This window comes from Coleofasciculus sp. G3-WIS-01, from assembly GCF_040223135.1.
Classification (GTDB): Bacteria; Cyanobacteriota; Cyanobacteriia; order Cyanobacteriales; family Coleofasciculaceae; genus Coleofasciculus.
Genome location: NZ_JAVJZI010000139.1, coordinates 44,912 through 67,723, shown reverse-complemented (window position 1 = coordinate 67,723; position 22,812 = coordinate 44,912). Strand labels below are relative to the sequence as shown.

Sequence of the window (22,812 nt, the reverse complement as noted above, 5' to 3'; positions counted from 1 at the left end):
AAATACCGGAAAACCACTACACAAGGCAGAACAGGATGAATCACGCGATCGGGCAAACAGCACCGTGGTATCGGGCGCTGACGTTAATTGAACGAATCCCAGACTCAGGGACAATCAGGGAAGACTCTGACACAGATGGCTTTAATCAAGACTTAGCCGAACGCAAAATGCAGCGCTGGTGTTCCCAAATCCCCTTTACAAATTCGGCTTATTTTGATCAGCGATTGGCAATTGAGGGAATGACCCGAGAGCAGTTTCGCGATCGCCTCGGTGAATCCGTTCAATCTTTGGTCAAGCGTTTTCCCCATCCGCCCCATTGGTTAGAGGAACTCCAGCAGGCGTTTTCTCGCCCAAATTTCACAAATGTTCAGATCGCACCTGTGGCGCAACTCCCCCCTGAGCGAGCAACACTAACTTTCCTCTATGGGATTAAACCTTTACTGAGCCATGCGATCGCTCGTTTAGACGCCGGAATTGCTGAATTAGAGAAACGTTACCCCACTTTACCCTTTGATCGGCAGACTATTAAGGGACTTTTAGTTGCCAAGCTCCCTGATCAGTTGATTACAATGATCAGTCAAACTATGGTATTGGAACTGAATGTAGCTCGGTTACAAGGACAATTATCTGGGGAGACACCAACCGAACGATTGCACAATTTTATCCAAGACTTAGACAATCCAGAGCGAGCCATCGCCCTGCTGCAAGAGTATCCCGTTTTAGCCAGACAATTAGTCATTCACCTTGAACAATGGGTGGACGCCAGCTTAGAATTTTTAGACCGTCTCTGTTCAGATTGGCAGAACATTTGCCAGACGTTCACGCCCCAAACCCATCCAGGGATTTTAGTGCAAGTGCAACAAGGCGCAGGCGACACCCATCGCGGTGGGCGATCGGTCATGATCCTAAAATTTAGCTCCGGGTTTCAGGTGGTTTATAAGCCCAAATCCTTAGCTATTGATTGCCATTTTCAACAACTGCTTCAGTGGCTCAATCAACGCGGTCAGCATCCACCGTTTTTCACCTTAAACATCATCAACCGGGACACCTATGGATGGGTTGAATTCCTGTCTGCCTCCAGTTGTACCACGCCTGAACAAGTTGAGCGATTTTACTGGCACATGGGCGGTTATTTAGCACTATTCTACGTTTTAGAAGCAACAGATTTTCACTTAGAAAACCTGATTGCCGCTGGCGAACATCCTGTTCCCATCGACTTAGAAACCTTATTCCGTCCCGTGCGAAGCGCCCCCGATTCCCCAGCATCTGTATTGATTGCTAACCGGAAAATGGGTGAGTCTGTAATGGGAGTGGGACTATTACCCCAACGCACTAATATCCAAGAAGCCTCACCAGGAATTGATACCAGTGGAATCGGTGCCATTGGGGGTCAAACTCTGCCCACTCAATCCCCTCAATTAACTGGGATAGGAACCGATGAAATGCGCGTGCGTCGCCAGCCAGGGAGGTTAAATAGAAGTAAAAATCGACCGACGTTGAATGGGGAAGTCGTTAATGTTTTAGACTACCAAGAGGCAATAGAAACTGGATTTGCCACGATTTATCGGTTACTTAAAGAACATCGAGAAGACTTTTGTGCTACATGGATGACAACATTTGCTCAGGACGAAATCCGAGTGGTTTTGCGGGATACTCGACTCTATGGATTATTATTACAAGAGAGTTTTCATCCCGATGTTTTACGGGATGCACTGGATCGCGATCGCCTCTTTGATCGCCTTTGGGTTGATGTGCCGAATCGCCCGTTTCTGGATCAGGTGATTCCCTGGGAGAAAAAAGCGTTATGGCGTGGCGATATTCCCTTGTTTTCAACCTCTGTCAATTCCTGTGATTTGTGGAGTGATGGTGAACGCATCACGAACTTTTTTGAGCAATCGGGAATCGAACGAGTAGAACGTCGAATTCGACAATTGAGTGAAACCGATTTAGACGAGCAACGTTGGTTTATTCGCACAGCTTTAACGGCGTTAAAACTCGAATCCCCAAACCCTGGGCATTCAAGTTATCATTTAGTGGAACCGGAAACGATTCCAGATCCTCAACAATTGTGCCAACGCTTGTTACAAATAGCCGGGAACATTGCCTCACGATTGGAATCCCTTGCCCTGCACGATCATCATCAAGCCAGTTGGATTGGGTTAGTCTCCGTCAGTCAAGGGTATTGGACGCTTAAACCGCTGAGTTGGGATTTATTTGCCGGAATTTCTGGGATGGCTCTATTTCTGGGTTATTTCGGGGCGATGACTCAAGCAGAACGCTATGAAACCTTAGCGCGAGATGCCCTATCTACGGTATTGCATCAGGTGGAGTTTGATCAAAATTTAATTCGTTCGATTGGGGGATTTAATGGTTGGGGTGGATTAATTTATACGGTCACTCATTTAGGCAGTTTATGGCAAAATCAGGACTTATATGATCGTGCCTTGAAATGGGTTAACCAACTGCCTAGGTTAATCGAACAAGACAAACAATTGGATATTGTTTCCGGTTCAGCCGGATGTATTATCGCCTTAATGAATCTTTATCGCTGTATTGGTAATGAAGACATTAAAGCTGTTGCCTTACAATGCGGTGAACGTCTTCTGGCTTATGCCCAACCCATGGAACGAGGCATCGGTTGGGTAACCATTCCCCATAAAAAACCCCTGGGCGGATTTTCTCACGGTGCGGCGGGAATTGCTTTAGCCTTGTTAGAATTAGCAGCATTTACGGGAGAAGAACGCTACAAAAATGCGGCGGTGGCTGCTCTAGAATACGAGCGGAGTCTCTTTTCGGAACCTGATAAAAATTGGCGAAATAGATTACAGGAAGACGAAGACAATTTTGCCGTGGGATGGAGTCATGGTGCAACGGGAATAGGTTTGGCTCGCTGGAGAATGAGCGCCTATTTAGATGATCCAGAAATTTACTCAGAAATTGATGTCGCTTGGGAAACAACCCTGAATCGAGGCTTTGGTTACAATCATTCGTTATGCAACGGAGATTTAGGAAATCTAGAATTACTTTGGCGGGGAAATTCTGGAATAAAAGTGGAAAACGATTCTCAACATTTATGGCATAAACGTTATCTCCAGAAAACGGCTGCTGTTTTGGACAGCCTTGAACAGCAGGGGTGTTACTGTGGTGTATCTGGGGGAACAGAAGTTCTCGGTTTAATGAACGGTTTAGCCGGAATCGGTTATGGCTTACTGCGTTTGGTTCACCCCGATCGCGTTCCTTCAGTTTTAGTTCTCGATCCGCCTATTTCCCTGCATTCCCACGTCTAAGACAATGGAGTTAATTCGGTTTGAATAAAATTAAAGTTTCGCGACATGACTAATGAAATACCCAGTTGTACTCCAGCACAATGAAGAGGATTGTGGCGCCGCCTGTTTAGCCGCGATCGCTAAATATTATGGTCGGATTTTCTCGATTAATCGGGTTCGAGAAGTCGCGGGTACTGGACCATTGGGGACTACCTTACTCAACCTCAAACAAGGGGCAAAAGCCCTTCGATTCGATCCGAGAGGGGTGAAAGTTCCGATTGAACTCATTGATCAAAAAATAATTCCTTTACCCGGAATTATTCACTGGAACGGTAATCATTGGGTAGTGTTGTACGAACGCAAAGCAAGAAAATACGCGATTGCTGATCCAGCCATTGGGATTCGATATTTATCGAAAAAAGAGTTGCTAACGGGGTGGACTAATGGAGCCATGCTTCTACTCCAACCGCGTCCAGAATTTCCCTCTCAACCGGATGATCGTCATAAAATTGGCAGTCTTCAACGTTTAAGTCAACGCTTCTGGGAAAAACGAGGTCTTTTGGCGGAAGTGTTGCTGATTAACGGGGTTTTTGGCTGTCTATCTCTCACCTCTCCATTTTTACTGCAAATTCTCACCGATGATGTCTTAATTCGCGGTGATGAGCAACTGCTCAATGGTGTGATTATCGCCGTTTTATTGTCGCACTTACTCCGGAGTAGTCTCCGATTTGTCCAGTCTCATTTAGTTGCCCATTTTGCCCAAGGTTTAGAGCTTAATTTAGTCCTGGAGTTTTGCCGTTCAATTCTCGGACTTCCTCTCGCGTATTACGAATCTCATCGCAGTGGTGAGGTGGCGAGTCGTTTGCGTGATATTCAAGCGGTTAATCAACTGATTTCTCAAGTGGGTATTTTACTTCCCAGTCAGTTGTTTATTGCCTTGGCATCTCTGGGATTTATGCTCGTTTATAGCCGAAAACTCTTGCTGGTGACGTTGGTGATTTCAGCAACCATGACGCTTTCAACGTTAGTGTTTCTTCCTCAACTGAAACAGAAAACCCACAGTCTTCTGGCGTTAACTGCCGAAAACCAAGGGATTTTAGTCGAAACGTTCAAGGGAGCGCTGGTTCTAAAAACTAAAAATGCGGTGCCTCAGTTTTGGGAAGAATTCCAATCTCGATTTGGACGACAGGCAAATTTGAATTTTAAACGATTTAAAATTGCGATTATTAATACGGTGTTTTCGGGGTTTGTTTTGTTGAGTGGTGAAGCGATTTTGCTCTGGTTTGGCGGTCAGTTGGTTTTTGCCAATCAAATGAGCATCGGACAATTAATTGCGTTTAATGCGCTGAATCGCAATTGTCTAAATTTCATCACCAGTGTTATCGATTTTGTCAACCAATTGGCGTTTACAGAAGCCGCTCTACAGCGGTTAAATGATGTGATTGATGCGACACCGGAGGAGCAAGAGAACCTGTTTAAACCCCAGGTTAGCTTGGCGAATAATGCTGAAATTGTTTGTAATAATTTAACTTTTCATCATCCCGGTCGAGTTGAGCTACTCAACGACTTATCCCTAACCATTCCGGGGGGTAAAGCGATCGCTTTAATCGGGAAATCGGGTTGTGGGAAGAGTACGTTGGCAAAACTGTTGGCTGGGTTATATTTTCCGGACTCTGGCACAATTCGTATTGGCGATTACAATCTTGATGACTTGTCCTTGGATTGTCTCAGACGGCAAATTGTTTTGATTCCTCAAGAGGCTCATTTTTGGAGTCGTTCGATTATCGAAAATCTTAGTTTGGGCGATTTACCTGTCGGGTTTTCTGAGATTGTTCAAGCTTGCAAACTTGCTCAAGCTGATGAATTTATTAGTAAACTTCCTAATAAATATCAAACTATTTTAGGTGAATTTGGTGCCAATCTTTCCGGAGGACAGCGCCAGCGACTGGCGATCGCGCTGGGTATTGTAACGAATCCTCCGATCCTCATCCTTGATGAATCGACGGCTAGCCTTGATCCGGTGAGTGAAGCTGAAGTCCTTGATCGCCTCCTTTGTCATCGTCAAGGTCAAACCACGATTCTGATTAGTCATCGTCCGCGAGTTATTAATCGGGCGGATTGGATTGTACTACTCGACACAGGACGAGTGCAACTCCAAGGGACTCCCTCGGATTTGCTCTCTAAGTCAGGTTCTCACCTAGATTTTATGACTCCGTGAGAAGGTTGGCTGGACATTCATCAGTTACCTAACTTTTCACGGGAAGTCTAAACACCTGAGTCGGGGCGGGTTTAGTTACATCTGGGTGCAACCGAAAAGGTAGTCGTGAAACCCGCCCCTACAAACATTGCGCCAGATACCGTGAAAAGTCAGATCAGTTACTTCCCCTGTTAACCACGGGATCAGGCTTGACTTGATTATAGTACAAATGTACTTTAATAATTTAAACAAACTTTACAATAAAAATGATAATCATTATCAAAGTTCAGGTAATATAGTCTCACGGCAAAAAAGCCGCTTCAATACTAGATCGATAGGAGGACAAAAATGTCTCACCCTGATATCATCCGTGCGTGGAAAGATGAAGACTACCGTGCCAGTTTGAGTGCCGAACAACTCAGCCTGTTGCCGGAAAACCCGGCGGGGTTGATTGAACTGAGCGATGAAGATATGTCGTCGCTCTCCGGTGGCTGCACCACCTGCACGGGGACGACTATAGACACGATTCACACTTGCTACCCAGGTTGCAAGATTTCGGTTGAATCTGATGTCTTGACCATTGCCTAGGCAACGATAAGTCGTGATCGCCCAGTGTTGATGGCTTAAAACGCCAGCCAAGGTGACTGAGTTGGATTTGGCTAATTTTCTCAAATTCACCTGTGGTGACGGTTTTAAGCCGTTGTGTATTGACCCGGAACCCTTTCTGGGTCTTTTCCTAGTTTACCTGCATGATTTCCGAAAGAATACTCAACCGTGACCAATCGGCAAACCTATCAACGGTTAAGAGTGCAGATTTTCTGCCTCCCATCAGCCCTTGGCTGAGTTGGGGCGGACTATGTTTAGTCGGCACAGTCGGTGCGGCGTTTACCCTAGCAGCTATTTTCACCTACAACGTCACCGTGAACGCCAGGGCGACAATTCGTCCTTCTGGTGAACGACGCCTCGTACAAGTGGCAACGGAAGGAACGGTTAAAACCATTGAAGTGAAGGAGAACCAGCGAGTTGAACAAGGGGACATTATTGCCACGATTGACGACTCCCGCCTCCAGACGCAAAAGAGTCAGCTTCAAAGTAATATTCAACAAAACCAGCGTCAACTGACTCAAATCGATGCCCAGATGATGGCGCTTGATCGGCAGATTATTGCTGAACGCGATCGCACGAAACGCACAGTTGCCTCAGCGCAAGCGGAACTCAGCCGCAGTCAACGGGAGTACCAAGACCAACAAATAACCGCAACAGCCCAAGTCCAAGAAGCCGAAGCCAATTTGAAGCAAGCGCAAGAAGAGTTACAAAGAACTGAGGCTGAGTTAAACGCCGCCCAAGCTCACTTAAACTCTACGGAAGCCGCGTTAAACGCCGCCAAAGCCAGACGTGATCGCTATCAGCCAATCGCCGAATCTGGCGCTCTTTCTCAGGATCAATTCCAGGAAGTTCAACTTGCTGTGACTCAACAAGAACAAGCCCTAGAAGCCCAAAAAGCCACCATCCTGGCACAAAAACAAGAGATTGAACGACTCTCATCGGGGGTAGATGCTGCCCAAGCTAGACGAAAAGGGGCATTAGCCGCGCTCAACCCCAGTGAGGCAATGGTGACAATGGCGAAGGAGAAAATTGCCCAAGAACACGCCACTGGGAAAGCCAGCCTATCTCGATTAAACCAAGAACGAGAGCAGCTCATTCAACGTCGCGGGGAACTCTCGAACCAACTCAGTCGCAACCAGGATGAACTTCAGCAAATTGAAACGGAACTCCAAAACACGATGATCCGCGCCTCAGCCTCTGGTATTATTCAGCAACTGCATCTTCGCAACGTCCAACAAGTTGTCCGTGCCGGAGATGCGATCGCGCAAATTTCCCCCAGTGCAGCACCTTTGGTGATTAAAGCCTTCGTGTCATCTCAAGATATCAGCCAAGTCGAAATGGGTCAACGGGTGCAAATGCGCGTCTCTGCCTGTCCCTATCCGGACTACGGCACTCTCCCAGGTACAGTGACTGCCATTTCTCCAGACGTGACTACGCCCACCCTAACCCCCCAGGCGATCGCAAGTTCCACTCAAGCCAGTACAACTTCTGCTACTCATGCTTTTTATGAAGTCATGATTCAGCCAGGACTGTTTCAGTTGAGTGAGGGTGAACGCCCTTGTGTCATTCAATCGGGTATGGAAGGCAGAGCCGATATTATTGCCACAGAAGAAACCGTTCTCAACTTGATTCTCACAAAAGCTCGGTTACTCACGAATTTGTAATCCGCCAGCGATCAGCGGTTTATCCGCTACTTACCTTTTTTTACCTCCGACAAAATTTTCATCTGTGATTATAATGATTATCATTATCAAAAAATGAGCGTTGCCGAAGTCAAACGTGCGATCAATCCAGCAAAGGAGACTAACCCATGCCAAATTATCGCCATCTAGTAACAACAATCCTGGCTTTAGGAATCGTGTCTTTAGTCGGCTGTGGACAAACTAAAATGAATGAAACAACCGAATCCACCCAATCTTCTGACTCTAACGTCTCAGAAAACCAGCTTGATGTGGTTGTGAGTATTCCACCGCAAAAATATTTTGTCGAACGGATTGGTGATGAATATGTCAATGTCACCGTAATGTTACCGCCTAGTGCTAATCCAGCCACCTATGAACCCAAACCCCAGCAGCTACAAAATTTAGCTGATGCAGAGGCGTATGTCCGCATCCAGGTTCCTTTTGAGAATGCCTGGTGGGAACGCATTCGTTCTGGGAATCCGGAGATGAAAGTTGTGGATTTGACAGAAGGAATTAACCGAATGCCTATGGCAGCGGAACATTCCCATCCCGGAGAAGAACACCATCACCACCGTGACGCCGACGAACACCAGCATGATCAGGAGGCTAGTTCTCAACCCGAAACCGTAGCCAATCCCGATCCCCACATTTGGCTATCACCCCCCCTGGTTAAAGAACAAGCACAAACCATTTATGCAGCCCTTGTCGAACTTGACCCCAGCCGTCAACAGATTTATCAAGATAACCTAAATGCCTTTATTGCTGACCTAGAGCAACTGGATCAAGACATTAAACAAACCCTTTCTGGGGTTGAGAATCGAACCTTCATGGTCTTCCATCCGGCTTGGGGCTACTTTGCTCGTGCTTACAATTTGGAAATGGTTCCTATTGAAGTCGGTGGCAATGAACCCAGTGCGGCAGAGATGTCCAAGCTGATTTCTAAAGCCAAGACAGACAATATTCAAGTCATTTTTGCTCAACCTCAATTTAGCACCAGGAACGCTAAAACAATTGCCAATGAAATTGGTGGAGAGGTGATTTTACTCGATCCACTGGCTGAAGACTGGATGAGCAATATGAGCCAAGTGTCTAACACATTTAAAGACGTTCTGGGTGATCCAACCGCCCTGTTAGTTGTCACCCCTCACCTTATGGCTGTGATTAGCAAATAGCTTTTTTCTTCACTATTGCCTATTGCCTATTGTCTATTGCCTATTGCCTAGCGCGTAGCGCTATATTGCACCATATATGCCCCCTACAGGCGATAGCCAAAGGTGTATTTTTTGCCTAATCAAAAAGAGAATACTGGTATCACTGTGGCACACTCAACTACGTCTGAAGTCGTGATTACGATCGAAAACCTTTGGGCAGGATACGGTAAAGAACCGATTTTGCACGACATCAATCTTTCGGTCAATAAATTGGACTATATCGGTATCATTGGTTCAAATGGAGGCGGCAAGACCACCCTATTCAAGGTACTATTGGGATTATTGTCACCTCAACAGGGACGGGTAAGAATTCTCGGACGTTCGATTCAGCAAGGTCGTCGTTATATCGGCTATGTTCCACAGGTTATGACATTTGACCGTAGTTTTCCCATTAATGTTTGGGATGTGGTGCGGATGGGACGTTTGGGCAAAGGTCGTTTATTGAGACATTTTAATCGGAAGGATGATGAGAAGGTAGAACAGGCATTACAACAGGTAGACTTGCTAGATTTAAAAGATCGCCCGGTGAGTGAGCTTTCTGGCGGGGAATGCCAACGAGTCTATATTGCTCGGGCGTTAGCAACAGAACCTCAGATTCTACTGCTTGATGAACCCACAACCAGTCTAGACCGTCAATCCTCTACAGCCATCTATGAATTGCTGCGGCAACTGAATGAATATGTGACAATTTTGATGATTTCCCATGATCTTGGCATGGTATCCTCTTACGTTAAAACAATCGGTTATTTGAACCAACGGCTGTATTACCAGGGTGACAGTCAGGTGACGAATGAAATGCTAGAACAGACCGACGGAGAATCAGTAGAACCGGTGATTCACAATCGGTTTGTGCCGCGAATCCGTTAAAATTGACCTAAATCAAAACCTGAATAGCCGAGACACAAGGAAATAATTTTGATTTCGCTTATGATGGAAGTTATACAGCAAGAATTTATGCAAAATGCCCTATTAGCGGGGCTATTGATTAGCATTGCCAGTGGCATTATTGGCAGCTTTGTGGTGGTCAATCGGATTGTGTTTATCGCTGGAGGCATTGCCCACGCTGCTTATGGGGGTGTGGGTATGGGATTTTTCTTGGGATTTAATCCAGTGCTAGGGGCAAGCGCCTTCAGTCTGATGGCGGCGTTGATCATGGGCTGGGTGCAGCGTAAAACTCAGTTGCGACAAGATACTGTCATTGGTATGTTATGGGCAATTGGTATGGCAATTGGGGTAATTTTTGTTGATTTGACACCGGGCTATACGGCAAATCTCAGGAGTTATTTATTTGGTAGTATTCTCTCGGTTCCTAGACGCGATCTCTGGATTATGCTGGCGCTAAATATAATGATCGTCATTTTGGTCGCGCTGTTTTACAAAGAGTTATTGGCGATCTCCTTTGACGAAACTTTTGCCACAGTGCGGAATGTACCCGTGAATGCGCTTTACCTGATGCTGATGGGAATTATTGCGCTGACGGTGGTGATGCTGATGCAGGTGGTGGGCGTAATTTTACTGATTGCCTTGCTGTCTATGCCTGCCGCGATCGCGAATCTGTATGTCAAGGACTTGAAGAAAATGATGCTACTGGCTAGCTTGCTGTGTATGGTCTTTACCACAGCCGGATTGTGGCTTTCCTACGTCCTCAATTTTACCTCTGGTGCCACGATCGTGCTGTGCGCCGCGATCGCTTATCTTGCCAGTTTGGGCATCAATTTTCTCCGGCGATACCGCCAAAGGGAGACCAGATTGTTTCAGTAGAGTCTTTCCCGTTTAATTTGTTAGGTTTGAGTTTATTTATGTTAGACACCGCCAGCTTACCTCAAAAACTACCTGTAACTGTCATTACAGGCTTCCTGGGCAGCGGTAAAACAACGCTGTTGAACTATATCTTGCAAAATTTAGAAAATTATAAAGTTGCTGTTTTAGTCAACGAATTTGGCGATATCAACATTGACAGCCAGTTCTTGATCACTGTTGAAGAAGACATGATTGAACTGACCAATGGCTGTATATGCTGCACGATCAACGATAATTTAAAAGAGGCTCAAGTAAGTTGGAAAAAGACTCAAAAAAAGAATCCGGCTAAAAATGATGAATTGGTCAAAGCTAAAAAAAAAAGAAATAGAGGATAAATTAGAAAAATGGAAACCGGAAATAGAAGCTGGAAACCGGACAGTGCTTATGCTTGATGAATCAAACCAACGTTAGAATGTTTGATTCAGCAAGTTGACTCAGGGCGTAGCGGAGAATCTCGGTGACTCGCTGGTCTTTCAGGGAGTAATACGCCAGTTTGCCGTCATTTCTGTACTTCAGGATTTTGAGGTCGCGCAGTTTTCGCAGGTGGTGGGAGGCGGCGGCGACCTTGATTTCTAGCAGAGTGGCAACATCACAAACACAGAGTTCTTCGCCCCGGCTGAGAGCATAAAGAATCTTCAGGCGCGAGCGATCGGCTAAAGCACCAAAGAGAATTTGAGCATCTTCGAGCAAATCATCTCCCGGAAGGGCTTCATTGACCTGAGCGACCAGTTCTACGTTGAAACAGCGGACTTGGCAGACATCGTTTGACTTTGGCTCGACCACAGATCCTCATGGCTCAAACTCTACAACTCAATTCTACCTATCTAACGTTGATTCACCTCACCCACAGCCTCAATGTACTGCCCTTGCCCCTGCACTAAACACCAGCGATCGCGAGTGGTTCATACAGCGTCAACAACATTTGCGTTCGCAATGTGAGCATAATAAAGAGGGTACAAACCAGCAATAACCCCTGACGACTTGCATTTTTTCCAGTAACTCCGAAAGAGGAAGTGCCCCCAAATCCCCAGAATGGCGCGATCGCACACTCAGGGTTTGCTGCTCAACTAACAGGCTTCATTCAAGATTGCGAGATCGCCCCACCAACTCCTGCACAAAGGCTTGATGGATTGGGGCAGCAATCCCAGCTTGCAGCCCATTCAGCACCTCCATCATTCTGCCCTCTAATAAGGCTGGCACGTTCAGCCACAACCCGGGAAACACGCTACTGCGAATCATGCCATCGGCATCCGGTTCAATTAAGACAAATTCTTCTGCTTGCAACCGAAACCAACTGAGGTGGTTCTCAAAGGTTGACCACACCAAATATTCCTGCACCCCATTGCGGCGATAGGCATTCCGCTTAACTCCTAAATCAATTGCCGCACTGCTTGTGGCAATTTCAGCCACTAACTCTGGTGTCCCTTCGATATAGCCATCTTCGCTAATCGTGGAGTTACCGCCAACTTCAATTCGCAGCAGTGCATCTGGTTGGGGTTCATTATCTAAATCCAACCGGGTTGTGGTGTTATCAGCCACACTGACACCGGGAGTGGCCGTCCAATATACCCCTAACCAGGTGACTAAGGCAGCATGAGGTGTACCATGAAAAACTGTAACTGGGGATGCCACGTAAACCACTCCTTCAATCAATTCAGCTTTAAATTTTTCCGGGGTCGCCTCATAGCGGCGCTCAAACTCAGCACGAGTCAAGCGATCGCCACTTTCCAGGGGTGGAATTGGGATGGAACGAGCAGGCTGCTGCAACACCATAATCAAAAATCAAAGTTTAGAGGATGAAGGAGATGGTTGGTATCCATTTTACAGCACTTTCTAACACGGTGTGGTACAGTAGAGTTCAGGAGGAAAGAACTAAACGGCAGTGTGAGCATCTCGCTTACTTCTTTGTCAGGGTTTTTACCCATTGAGGCAGTATTTATTGCACTTTATGAACTAATAATAGTCCTATAATCCTTCCTATAATCATTTTTATATGAGATACTAAAAGCGGATACTTATTAACAAGATGAATCGTCTATTTAGGCTCTTAACTTGCCATGCAATTTGCTAATTCTTGTCGAATCCACTCTGCATTTAAATTTCGTCCAATGAAAACGAGTTGATTCCAACGAGGAGGGTGAGAACGTTCACTTTTTATATCACATCGTTTACCACTTAATTGAAACAGATGGCGTAACTGACTCCCCTGAAACCAGAGAATGCCCTTACCCCGATAAACATTGGTGGGTAGGTTATCGATAAAGGTTTGAAATTTGGGCAGATTTAAGGCGCGATCGCTCTCAAATGAGACTGCCATAAACTGATCATGTTCCAGATGGTGAGACTGATGATCATGAGCCAAATGATGCTCGGCTGATGCTGCACTTTTATAGGTGCTAGGCTCATTAAGGTTCACATTCAAAATCAGTGGCAATGACACCTGTCCATACTGGGTTTGGAGGACTCTAGCTCCAGGTTTAAGGAAACGAATATAGTCCTCTAGTTGATTAATTCGTTTTGGCGCAACTAAATCGGTTTTGTTCAACAGAATAATATCAGCAAAAATGAGTTGATTCCGTGCCGCTTCACTGTCATAGTGATTCGGCGTTAACGACTCCGCATCAACAACCGTCAATATGGAATCAATGTGAGTAACGGTTTGTAATTCTGTGGTGATAAAACTCAGCATAATTGGCAACGGATCTGCCACTCCCGTGGTTTCAACCAGGATGTAATCCACCGGATCATCACGGTGAATTAACGCCTCAACCGTATCAACGAGATTTTCATTAATCGTGCAGCAAATGCAACCATTACTCAGTTGCACCATATTTTCATCAATCGATACCAAGAGTTTGGAATCGATATCAATGTCGCCAAATTCATTAACAATAACGGCTATCTTCAAATCCTGATGATTATGCAAAATATAATTGAGCAGCGTAGTTTTGCCGCTTCCCAAAAAACCCGTGATAATGGTAACAGGTATTCCCCGCCCAGAAGCGGTGAAAAATGTGGGACGAACTTGTTTGACACTAGGGGTCATAAAATCCCTCCGGTTGAGTAACGACAAATTGGCGGATTGAACGATCTGACTCGCCCTAAACCAATTGTATAGTAATAATTAATTGACTATAATTTTACCGATTCAGCTAGACAGTTGTCCAGTATCGTTTTGATTTCATCTAGATCGAGATGACGTCCAATCAAGACGAGCTGAGTTTTCGGTGAACCTAACCAAGGCTCAGGGTTTAATTCAAAACGAGGACCGCTGAGTTGAAAGATATGGCGTAAAGGGCTATCACTAAACCAGAGAATACCTTTTGCCCGGAACACAGTATTCGGCATCTGTTCAGTCAAAAAATACTCAAATTTGTGGACATCAAAAGGGCGATCGCTCTGGAAAGACAGGGAAACAAATCCATCATTTTCTAAGTGATGAGAATGATGAGAGTGATCATGGTGGTGATGGGAGTGATTATCATGGGAATGATGCCCATGATCGTGGTGCTGGCTTTCCTCCAACTCCTGCTTGTAGTGTTCTATCTGGGTTAATCCCACATCTAAAATTAAGGGTAATGGCACTTGACCATATTGACAACGGATGAGTCTTGCTCCCCGTTTAATTAGGCTGATATAACTCTCTAATTCATCCAGCTTTTTCTGATCAGCGAGGTCAGTTTTATTCAGCAAAACGATATCACCATACGCCACCTGTTTAAACGCGGCTTCACTGTCAAAATGCTCTGGGGTAAAGGTTTCAGCATCGACTACCGTTAAGATCGAATCCAGCCGCGTCAGGTTTCGCAGTTCCGTACCTAAGAAGGTGATCGCAATGGGTAACGGATCAGCCACTCCCGTGGTTTCAATGACTAAATAGTCAAGCCGATCTTCTCGTTCTAAAACGCGATAAACAGCATCAACTAATCCATCATTAATCGTACAGCAGATACAACCATTACTCAACTCCACCATGTCTTCATCCAAAGAAACGAGAAGCTGTGAGTCAATATTGATATCTCCAAATTCATTGACTAAAACAGCGACTTTCAAATTCTGCTTATTTTCGAGAATTTGATTAACTAAGGTAGTTTTGCCACTCCCCAGAAATCCGGTAATAATCGTGACAGGCATCCCTCGTTTGGGAAGGTTTACTATTTCCGATTCAGTTTGTTTTGTTGTCTGTACCATAGTTGTATTTTAGTCTAAAATCATGGATTTTTCGTCAATCCAACCCCTTTGACTTGCGGCTTTAATCATGGCATATTCACCGCTGACATTCTAAGCCGCCACGGGGAGTTGAGTCGCGTTACAAACCTGCTGAATAATATCTAGATTGGTGAAAAACCGGGAGTTTTTTTAAGTCTTTGTTGGATACTCGGATGAATTTCTGTTGAATGCATAACCGATCGCAGCCTATTGTATCTAGAAGAATTCCCTGGCTCATTGCCCCTGTATAAATTTCCAGTTGAGCCTCAGAACAGGCTTCAAATAAGAGATGTTGCCGAGGAAATACGACTCGCTCAAAGTACCAATTGGGAATATTGACAATCCGCACAATCTGAACTTGTCTCGTCTGATTGAAATAGCCACATAAGATTTTCGAGGGAAAATCTGGAGGCAAAGCATCAAGAATTTGAGTCATCGTTATAATTGCTTTGTTTAATCAACGTCTGGATTGAGATAGATGTTGCATCAGAGTTCCTGACAATTTCTCGTTTAGTTCACTCACTGTTCGGGGAACAGATATATTTTCTGAACAACGAAGGTGCTTGGGTAAGGCTTGCCAGACTTGCCATACGGTTGGCAAACCGAGTTGTAACTCTTCAATTAATTCCTGTTGCGAAAAAACCGCTTCCGCCTCACCTTCCATAACCAATTGTCCTTGATGGAGAACCAAGAACCAATCTGCCCATTGATAGGCAATATCTAAGTCATGGGTTGCCAGAACAACTGTGGTTCCTGACTCATGAATCCGATCTAATTCTTGCATAAAATTCTGAGTTTGCCTCCTATCTAAATAAGCCGTCGGTTCGTCTAAAAGGAGTAATTCTGGCTTCAACGCCATCACACCCGCTAAAGCAACGCGCCGCTTTTGTCCTAAGCTGAGATTGTGCAGGGGAAGGTTGACTAATTCCTGCAAAACAAAGTCCGCGATCGCGTCATCAAGTCTCTGTTCAAATTCGGCTTTGGGTAATTGCAAATTAGCTAAACCATAAGCGATATCCTCTATAACTGTTCCGGCGACTAATTGTTGTTCAGGATCTTGAAAGGCTAACCCAATTCGTTGTCGCCATCGATTGAGAAATTTGCGGTTGTATTTTAATTCCTCGTTTTTCCAGTAAATTTTTCCTTTCTGAACTTTATGTAACCCATCTGCCAGTAGAAATAGGGTGGATTTGCCTGATCCGTTTTGACCAATAATCGCAGTTTTCTTATTTTTAACAATAGATAGGTTTAATCCCACAAAAATAGGATTATCTTGACCAGGATATGTATAGATTATCTCTTGAAAATGGAGCAAGGTATTGGTCATGGATGTGGTAATACAGTTACTTTAACTAACTCTAAGGTAAAGATCTAATCCTGACAAACTTAAACACCCAATAATTCCTTCTAAGGCATAGCGCTGGGAATATTTCCGATGTTGTTCATTAAACCAATAGAATCTATCGGTAAATCCTCTAGCGGCTAACCCTACACAAAATTGCTGGTAGCGAATTATTGTCCGTTGCAGCAATTGACTAACGAGCAAACTTGTACTCTTAACCGCTAATTTCCAAGTGCGATATCCTCCTCTCGCTTGTTGTGCTAATCGTAACTCAATCACGGTATTGATCAGCATAAAAACAAAGCGGTACATTAACATAAGCAAATCACTGATCGTTTCAGGGAGTTGACAACGACGTAGGGTTTGCACAATTTCGATAAAAGGAATAGTTAGCAGCATAAAAAGTAAGCATGAGATACAAGCCAAAGATCGGATAAAAATTTTACCCGCTTCTTGCCAACCACTGTGACTGAGATAGAAATATAACCCCCCTAACTGAATACCTCCGAGTTGATCAGTGGCAACTAAATCGATTTGGTTCGCCACTATCATGTTAATCACTAATGCAGGCAAACCCATCGCCAAAAATAGACTACTCACACCCAGAAGCTTAAAATAAGATTGGATAGGAATTTTGGCATAACCGATTGTCCAAATTGCCAGCCAGAGAATAATCAAAACTTGAGTTAGAGGGGAAGCGATGAGAGCAATTCCTAAAACGACTAAAGCAAATAGTAATTTTTGCTCTGGGGGTAGGCTTCTCAGGTTATTTTTATAAGAAAGCGTATCAATGGGGAGAGTCATGATCTCATTTAATTAGGGTTGGCTTAATCATTATTGTGGTGAGTAGAGACGTGACCGTGGAACGTCTGGGAGTAATGGTACATTTGTCATAATTTAGTGATGCCCTAATTTGGACGAATTTGACCCGATAAAATGTAAAGAAAACAAATAACCAATGACGAAGGACGAAAGACAAATGACAATTACCGCCGCTACCTTTAATTTTTCCACCTGCTTAAAGGTGAATAGCACTGAAATAAGATGAGTTCGTAGTCGGCACTTTAGTGCCAGAAGCGCTAAAGCGCTTACTACAAACGCTTAAATCAGTGACATTCTACTTAAAGGTAGAATTGCGCTCAGTTTTTCCTCGATATAAACCAATCGCGTAACCGATTGTCCCCGCACCAATCCCAGCTTGTAAGGCAAATAACAGCGATTCTGTTTCACCACCTGGAGGTACTAACAAAGGTTCAAACCACGGTTCATACTCAGGCTGAATGTCTCCAATCACGGCTTCGGCTTGTCCATCAGCACCGCTAAATTCAGAATCTCGAATGGTAAGTAAAGGGATAACCGCGAGAAGGATTACGCCTGAAATTAATAACCAATTATTCCAGCTTGTTCTTTGTCGTTTCATAGTGATTTCGGTTTAATCTGTTTTAATACTTGTAATTGCTCTTGGCTATAAGTTACCAGCCAATTCCAAACTAACACCGTTAACAATCCTTCACTAATTGCCAGGGGAATTTGGGTGACAGCGAAAATACCAGCAAATTTGATAAATGAGCTTAAAATACCGCCTTCTGGTGCAGGAAATGCCAGGGCTAACTGTAGAGACGTGACAACGTAGGTGATTAAATTAGCTACAGCGGCGGCGAGAAATATGGCAACGGATTGTCTTCCACTTACTTGCAGCACTAAACGATACAAACCATAGGCCACAATCGGACCAACAACTGCCATTGAAAATGCATTAGCGCCTAAGGTTGTCAACCCCCCATGAGCTAATAATAAAGCTTGAAAGAGAAGGACAAAACTTGCCAAAACTGTCATAATTAAGGGACTAAATAATATAGCACCAAGTCCTGTACCTGTAGGATGAGAAGAACTACCTGTCACCGAGGGAATTTTTAACGCCGACAAGACAAAGGTGAAAGCACCTGCTAAAGCCAACAGCAGTTTTAATTCGGGATAATCTTTCGTGATCTGATTAAGGGAACGTAGTCCCAGCCAAAAAAAAGGCAGGAAGAGTATCCACCAAAAAATTGCCCAGGTTACGGGTAAAAACCCTTCCATAATGTGCATCGCTTGAGCGGGGCGTGCGGCTAAAATGGTTACAGTTACACTTGTGGCAGTGATTAAACCTAGAGAAATAAGTTGTTTTATTTTCATGGATATTCTCAATATCTACGATTTCTCTAGCAAGTTTTGAATGTCAATCTGTTCTAGTTCTGCAATAGGTTTGTGGATTTTATACTGTCGCTGGGGTTTATCCAAGATAGCAATAACGGTTTCAATGGGTGGACATCCCGGTTCAGTACAGCGCAATTGACTCAGAGACACTGAAATTTTTTCATTAATCTCTAAAACATTATAAATCCACTGTTTAATTTGCTGGATTTTTTCGGGATTGGTTTGTTTGTCAGTACGAGAAAATAAATCCATGACTATTGTCAGTTATTAATTGTTTATTCTCTTCGCCAGATTTTTAGACGCGCCATGGCGCGTCTCTACATGTACATACTTCTTATTCAGCAAACTTTCATTAACCAAATCCTTTACCCCGCTGGGATTCTGACCAAACCAAAACCTCCCCATTTTGACCGCCAGCCGCCAATTGACTTCCCCCAGGATGCCAAGCCAGACAAGAAAAACCCTGGGGCGCACCGTTTAAAATTTGGGCAATTTGCTTGGCTTTTTGCCACAGACAAATCCAGCCATCATTACTCGCTGACGCTAACAGTAAACTCTTGGGTTGAAAGGCGATATCCTGGACGATTTCAGTATGCAGATCTAAAACCCGTGCATCCCAACCCTGACGATCATCCGTTTGTTTTTTCCAGATCACAATCCCCTCACCACTGGAAGCAGCTAATAATGGTGCAGTATTTGACATGGATTTTGACCATCTCAAGTTGCGAATTTTGCCAGGAAATCCCCGCATCACCCAGGGATGAGGATTACCCCATTGGACGACTGTAATCGTTAAGTCGAGATTACCAGAAGCGAGATACTTGCCATCCGGTGACCAAGCAATCGCCACACTCGCCGCCGGCATATTGATAAGATAAGGGTCATCATCCCAATTCCGACTATCCCAAACCTTAGCACCCTGATCACCCGCGATCGCTAAATGTTGTCCTTGAGGATGCCAAGTCATTCCCAATACCGAGGACAAGTCAAAAGGTAATGTGATAATCGTTTCTTGTTCAGCCGCCTCCCAGACTTGGACATAACGCCCCAAACTAAATGCTAATTGGTTCCCCGTGGGACTCCAACGCAGGTGATCAACCCATTTGGGGGCATTATTGAGAGTCGTGATCAATTGAAGTTGGGGCTTCACCTGCCAAATTCTCACCCCACCATCTTGTCCTCCCGCTGCCAAAAATTGCCCATCGGGGGAAAAGTCCAGACAATCAATCGACTGTTCACCTGTGTCGTCTGAACCGAGAATTAAACGTGAGTCACCATTCCCGCCATCCCACAGCAGAACCTCCCCCGCCGCTGAACTTACCGCTAAACACCCATCAACTGACCAAGCCACAGCCGTGACATACTCCGAGAGTTGCCCACGCCACTGTTGTTCTAGTAAATTTTTCTGGGTAATCCCTAAACCAGACACGCTCTAAAGTCCTCTCTCAGCTTCGCTTCCTCTAAATTGCGACCAATAAACACCAGTTCGCTTTTCCGGCGTTCTCCAGGTTTCCAGGCGCGATCGCCTCGACCATCAAACAACATGTGTACCCCTTGAAAGACAAACCGTTGGTCTTCTCCAGCCATGTTGATAATTCCCTTCATCCGGAAAATATCAGGCCCCTTGGTTTGTAACAATTGCGAGAGCCAATTATTCAGTTTTTCCCCATCCACAGGTTTTGATTCAACCAAAGCAAAGGAATGAACCGACTGATCATGTTCGTGAGCATCTTCGCTGAGGAAGTTGGGGTCAATCTCCAAAGCACGGTTGAGGTCAAAGGCTTTCACACCTAATAACGCCTCCATGCCTAACTCAGAGTTTTGGGTGCGGTAAATTTTTGCTAGAGCATTCATCCCCCGTATTCGCTTCTCCAACTCATCTAACTCATCCGGGGAGACTAAATCTGTCTTGTTCAGCAAAATTACATCAGCAAAAGCAATCTGTTCTTGCGCCTCATCCGCCTCCCAATGCTGCCAAATATGCTTGGCATCCACCACTGTTACCACGGCATCTAAAAGCAGTTGCTGCCGCATATCTTCATCAATAAAAAAGGTTTGAATCACGGGGGCGGGGTCAGCTAGTCCAGTGGTTTCTATCACCAGATGATCAAACTTGTTACGCCGCTTGATTAGATTCCCGATAATCCGCATCAAATCCCCTCGGACGGTACAGCAAATGCACCCGTTGTTCATCTCAAATATTTCTTCATCGGTATCAATCACTAATTGGTTATCAATACCAACTTCTCCAAACTCGTTGACGATGACGGCGACTTTCTTGCCATGTTCATAAGTAAGGATGTGGTTAAGCAGGGTGGTTTTCCCTGCGCCGAGATAGCCGGTGAGAACAGTAACCGGAATGGTACTGGAGGCTTGAGTTGTTACCATACGCTAGTTAAAATGATTATCATTCTCATATATTAAACGTTTTTACCCTAGGCGACAATACCTTTCACCCAAATAATGTAGAGACGTGCCATGGCACGTCTCTACAGATGGCACGTCTCTAGAATTCAAAGATAGTGCGAAGCGTCCCCACCCAAATCGTGTCATTGTTATCATCGTGTTCTGGGTTAAGAATCACGAACACCCCTGGATTAATCGCGATATTATCCGTGAGTTGATAACGATACTGAGCTTCCAGATGCCAAGACGCATCATCATCCTCAAAACCGCCATTATTATGCGTTACCTTCGGCGGCTGTCCGACAACAAACCCCAGCAGACTCCCCTCTGAGCCAAAATCAGGCAATGCCAGGGTAACTGCCCAGTTAAAAATAGTAGCGTCATCGCCCTCATCCACCAAGACACCATTATTAAAACCATTATCTTGAGCATGAGCCAGGGTCAAACCGCCCCAACCCGAAAGCGTAAAAGTAGGACCGAGACGTAAACTGGCAGAAAGCCCAAACTGATCCGCTGACGTGGCAGTATCTTCCCCAAATGGCACATTTGCCAATTCACTCCCCGTTTCCCCAGAAACCACCACCTGTCCCCCAGGATAATAGGAACGCACATAAGTCAGACCTAAACGCAAACTTTCGCTCGGTTCAATCCCCAGTTGGGCGATGGCAGCATAGCTACCATTAAACAACCCGTTTTTCTGACTCGGATCATTAGCATTGGGAGCCAGATAACCCAAGGATAAATTAAGCGCTGAATTGAAGTTATAGGTCATACTAGCACCTGTACCTTCAAGTCCCTGATAATAAATCGGATTGAAACGCCCAAAACGAGAAATTGCCCCCGTAAGTTCTTCCGAGAAAAACTCATTATAGTTGGCAAAGTTCTCGTTAAACTCACCACCAACGGCATCAATAATAAAGGAAAGTTTCGCATCTTTAACAGCACCATGCCCATGTCCATGTTCCTCCTCTTCCTGATTATGTGACGCTGCCATTTCTCCCAGAGAGAAGCGATAAAATAACTTACCAATCGCTACATCATTATCATTACCTTCATCAAAAGCGAGACGGGTCATGCTAGTTCCGGTAATATTGGGATTATCTCCTTCACCCGGACTAAAAGGAACCGTATTCAGTGCATCCAAGCGAGTTAGTAACAAGTCCTCCCCTGTAAAACTCGTCTCTAAAAATAGACGCACTCGGTTGTCGAAAACTACTTCATCTTCCAAATCTTCTCCACTACCATCTGCCTTTTCATCCCCAAACACACTACTCAGGGCAAAGCTGACTTCTCCGCGAAGTTTGGTTGTTGTGGAAAACTGATGATCCTCTAAAAAAGCGACTCGACCTTCCAAATTATCCACTCGCGCCCCTAGAGTTGCCAATTCCGCCTCAAATTCTTGCACCAACCGTCGTAAGGTTGCCAAATCACTCCCCTCCAGTTCGCCATTAGGGAGTAAACGCTCAATTTGCTGCAAGCACGCATTCAAACCAGCGGCAAACTCAAATCGGGTTAAGGCTCGATTCCCGCGATAGGTGCCATCGGGATAGCCAGCGATACAGCCATAGCGTTCCACCAGACTGCGTAGGGCTTCATACGCCCAATCACCAGGGGAAACATCTCGTAACTGAGAGACACTGGTGACTTGCTCAAGAGCGTTCGCCTGACTGATGGGGTTGTACCCCTCAATCTGTGCCAAAGCATTTGGGGCTGCACAGACTGCCCAAGTACCCAATACCACTGGGTTAACGATTAAAGTATTCCACCATGTTTTTGCCATAGTAACTCCTCACACCCTATTCAGTTCAAGGTCTTGCCCGATCACCTATCGGTGACTCGGTGTCAAAATTATGATAATCATTATCATAAGAACGATTATCGTTATTGTAAATCCAGG

At 45.0% G+C, this 22,812-nt stretch carries 20 protein-coding genes and 2 pseudogenes; 8 read left to right on the top strand and 14 right to left on the bottom strand.

What is annotated here, in order from left to right:
- The first annotated feature begins 35 nt into the window (after window positions 1–35).
- The 8 genes and pseudogenes from RIM23_RS13880 to RIM23_RS13845 all read left to right on the top strand — a co-directional run.
- Window positions 36–3,287: a type 2 lanthipeptide synthetase LanM family protein gene (locus RIM23_RS13880; protein ID WP_446367837.1), complete on the top strand. Its 3,252-nt coding sequence runs from the start codon at window positions 36–38 to the stop codon at window positions 3,285–3,287.
- A gap of 52 nt (window positions 3,288–3,339) precedes the next feature.
- Complete coding sequence (locus RIM23_RS13875) at window positions 3,340–5,484, top strand: peptidase domain-containing ABC transporter (protein ID WP_446367836.1); 2,145 nt, start codon at window positions 3,340–3,342, stop codon at window positions 5,482–5,484.
- 327 nt (window positions 5,485–5,811) lie between these two features.
- Window positions 5,812–6,051 (top strand): mersacidin/lichenicidin family type 2 lantibiotic, encoded by a 240-nt coding sequence (locus RIM23_RS13870; RefSeq protein WP_446367835.1) that lies wholly within the window; start codon window positions 5,812–5,814, stop codon window positions 6,049–6,051.
- Window positions 6,052–6,212: 161 nt separating this feature from the next.
- On the top strand, window positions 6,213–7,733 hold the full coding sequence (locus RIM23_RS13865) for an HlyD family efflux transporter periplasmic adaptor subunit (protein ID WP_446367834.1): 1,521 nt from the start codon (window positions 6,213–6,215) through the stop codon (window positions 7,731–7,733).
- Window positions 7,734–7,879: 146 nt separating this feature from the next.
- Window positions 7,880–8,923 (top strand): metal ABC transporter solute-binding protein, Zn/Mn family, encoded by a 1,044-nt coding sequence (locus RIM23_RS13860; RefSeq protein WP_446367833.1) that lies wholly within the window; start codon window positions 7,880–7,882, stop codon window positions 8,921–8,923.
- Between the two features lie 111 nt (window positions 8,924–9,034).
- Entirely contained in the window at window positions 9,035–9,829 is a 795-nt protein-coding gene (locus RIM23_RS13855) for a metal ABC transporter ATP-binding protein (protein ID WP_446367832.1), read from the top strand.
- Between the two features lie 60 nt (window positions 9,830–9,889).
- Window positions 9,890–10,723 carry a metal ABC transporter permease gene (locus RIM23_RS13850; protein WP_446367831.1) on the top strand — a complete coding sequence of 278 codons (834 nt, stop codon included), beginning with the start codon at window positions 9,890–9,892 and terminating at the stop codon, window positions 10,721–10,723.
- A gap of 38 nt (window positions 10,724–10,761) precedes the next feature.
- A pseudogene (locus RIM23_RS13845) lies at window positions 10,762–11,158 on the top strand (CobW family GTP-binding protein); the annotation flags it as partial.
- On the opposite strand, the gene RIM23_RS13840 reads toward RIM23_RS13845, so the two are convergent.
- The 14 genes and pseudogenes from RIM23_RS13840 to RIM23_RS13775 all read right to left on the bottom strand — a co-directional run bounded on the left by RIM23_RS13840 (window position 11,159) and on the right by RIM23_RS13775 (window position 22,695).
- Window positions 11,159–11,545, bottom strand: a complete 387-nt coding sequence (locus RIM23_RS13840) for an ArsR/SmtB family transcription factor (RefSeq protein WP_446367830.1) — start codon at window positions 11,543–11,545, stop codon at window positions 11,159–11,161.
- A 294-nt stretch (window positions 11,546–11,839) separates the two neighbouring features.
- Window positions 11,840–12,535, bottom strand: a complete 696-nt coding sequence (locus tag RIM23_RS13835; RefSeq protein WP_446367829.1) for a Uma2 family endonuclease — start codon at window positions 12,533–12,535, stop codon at window positions 11,840–11,842.
- Between the two features lie 274 nt (window positions 12,536–12,809).
- Entirely contained in the window at window positions 12,810–13,808 is a 999-nt protein-coding gene (locus tag RIM23_RS13830) for a CobW family GTP-binding protein (RefSeq protein WP_446367828.1), read from the bottom strand.
- An 86-nt stretch (window positions 13,809–13,894) separates the two neighbouring features.
- Window positions 13,895–14,953 carry a CobW family GTP-binding protein gene (locus RIM23_RS13825; RefSeq protein ID WP_446367827.1) on the bottom strand — a complete coding sequence of 353 codons (1,059 nt, stop codon included), beginning with the start codon at window positions 14,951–14,953 and terminating at the stop codon, window positions 13,895–13,897.
- Between the two features lie 12 nt (window positions 14,954–14,965).
- Window positions 14,966–15,097, bottom strand: a pseudogene (locus RIM23_RS13820) (porphobilinogen synthase); the annotation flags it as partial.
- Window positions 15,072–15,407, bottom strand: a complete 336-nt coding sequence (locus RIM23_RS13815; RefSeq protein WP_446367826.1) for a DUF1830 domain-containing protein — start codon at window positions 15,405–15,407, stop codon at window positions 15,072–15,074. The pseudogene RIM23_RS13820 and the gene RIM23_RS13815, both read right to left, overlap by 26 nt.
- A gap of 21 nt (window positions 15,408–15,428) precedes the next feature.
- Window positions 15,429–16,298 carry an energy-coupling factor ABC transporter ATP-binding protein gene (locus RIM23_RS13810; RefSeq protein ID WP_446367825.1) on the bottom strand — a complete coding sequence of 290 codons (870 nt, stop codon included), beginning with the start codon at window positions 16,296–16,298 and terminating at the stop codon, window positions 15,429–15,431.
- Between the two features lie 21 nt (window positions 16,299–16,319).
- A complete protein-coding gene (gene cbiQ, locus RIM23_RS13805; RefSeq protein ID WP_446367824.1) occupies window positions 16,320–17,117 on the bottom strand; it encodes a cobalt ECF transporter T component CbiQ in 798 nt (265 codons plus the stop codon).
- Between the two features lie 313 nt (window positions 17,118–17,430).
- Window positions 17,431–17,733, bottom strand: coding sequence for an energy-coupling factor ABC transporter substrate-binding protein (locus tag RIM23_RS13800; RefSeq protein ID WP_446367823.1), 303 nt, complete (start codon window positions 17,731–17,733; stop codon window positions 17,431–17,433).
- Window positions 17,730–18,488, bottom strand: coding sequence for an energy-coupling factor ABC transporter permease (locus RIM23_RS13795; protein WP_446367822.1), 759 nt, complete (start codon window positions 18,486–18,488; stop codon window positions 17,730–17,732). The genes RIM23_RS13800 and RIM23_RS13795 overlap by 4 nt, the downstream gene beginning before the upstream one ends.
- A 15-nt stretch (window positions 18,489–18,503) precedes the next feature.
- Window positions 18,504–18,761, bottom strand: a complete 258-nt coding sequence (locus tag RIM23_RS13790; protein WP_446367821.1) for a hypothetical protein — start codon at window positions 18,759–18,761, stop codon at window positions 18,504–18,506.
- 100 nt (window positions 18,762–18,861) lie between these two features.
- The gene (locus tag RIM23_RS13785; protein WP_446367820.1) at window positions 18,862–19,938 is read right to left on the bottom strand and encodes a WD40 repeat domain-containing protein; all 1,077 of its coding nucleotides are present in this window, start codon (window positions 19,936–19,938) and stop codon (window positions 18,862–18,864) included.
- A complete protein-coding gene (locus tag RIM23_RS13780; RefSeq protein ID WP_446367819.1) occupies window positions 19,926–20,897 on the bottom strand; it encodes a CobW family GTP-binding protein in 972 nt (323 codons plus the stop codon). Before RIM23_RS13780 ends, RIM23_RS13785 begins: the two co-directional genes overlap by 13 nt.
- A gap of 118 nt (window positions 20,898–21,015) precedes the next feature.
- The gene (locus tag RIM23_RS13775; protein WP_446367818.1) at window positions 21,016–22,695 is read right to left on the bottom strand and encodes an iron uptake porin; all 1,680 of its coding nucleotides are present in this window, start codon (window positions 22,693–22,695) and stop codon (window positions 21,016–21,018) included.
- Between the last annotated feature and the right edge of the window lie 117 nt (window positions 22,696–22,812).